Source organism: Curtobacterium sp. B8 (assembly GCF_000333315.1).
GTDB classification, from domain to species: Bacteria; Actinomycetota; Actinomycetes; order Actinomycetales; family Microbacteriaceae; genus Curtobacterium; species Curtobacterium luteum.
The window spans coordinates 1-950 of record NZ_BACW01000292.1 but is presented as its reverse complement, the minus strand read 5'-3'; the positions used below and the strand labels follow the sequence as shown (position 1 = coordinate 950).

Annotated in this window: 1 pseudogene; it reads right to left on the bottom strand. The window is 71.6% G+C overall.

What is annotated here, in order from left to right:
• Nucleotides 1–911, bottom strand: a pseudogene (locus I59_RS07080) (proline dehydrogenase family protein); the annotation flags it as partial.
• Nucleotides 912–950 lie beyond the last annotated feature (39 nt).

Sequence of the window (950 nt, the reverse complement as noted above, 5' to 3'; positions counted from 1 at the left end):
CTGCTTGGTGTGCCACGTTGCGAGCGGCCAGCCGTGCACGGAGGCCTCGACCTGCTCCATCGGCAGGTTCGCACCCTTCACGAGACGGACCTTGATGCCGGCGCCACCGCGGGCACGACGGGCAGCGGACCACTCCTGCAGGTGCTCCATCGCGGCGAGCGCGTCGGGCAGGTAGGCCTGCAGCACGATGCCGGCCTCGAGCGACGTGAACTCGGGCTCGTCGAGGAGCTGCGTGAAGACCGCGATCGTGAGGTCGAGGTCCTTGTACTCCTCCATGTCGAGGTTGATGAACTTGTGCGGGGACGCCTCGACGGCCCGGCGGAACAGCGGCCGGAGCTTCTCGATGATGTCCGCGACGGCGTGGTCGAACGCCCACGGGGAGTGCGGGTGCACGGTCGACGACACCTTGATCGAGACGTAGTCGACGTCGTCGCGGGCGAGGAGGCGGTGCGTGCCCTCGAGGCGACGGGCGGCTTCCTTCTCGCCGAGCACGGCCTCACCGAGCAGGTTCACGTTGAGGCGGACGCCCTCGCGCTTGATCTTCGCGATCGCCGGCCCGAGCTTGGCGTCAGTGGCGTCCACGATGAGGTGTCCGACCATGTCCCGGAGCACCCGTCGTGCGATCGGGACGACGACGCCGGGGAGCACCGGGGCCATGCCGCCGCCGAGCCGGACCAGGCCGCGCAGTGCTGCGGGCAGGAAGCCGGGGGCGTTCGGCGCGATCGCGCGGAGCTTCCGGGCGGCGACACCGAGGTCCTCCGGGCGGACGACGCCGTCGACGAACCCGACCGCGAAGTCGAGCCCGGACGGGTCGGCGAGCACCCCCGCGAGCTGCTTCGCCGAGCCGTCGACGGGTAGGTCTCGGCCTCGGCGAAGCACTGCCGCACGAGCGCGACGGACTGGTCGGCCAGGTCGCCGGGTCCGGTGGGCTGGGAGGCGGCAGCGGGTTG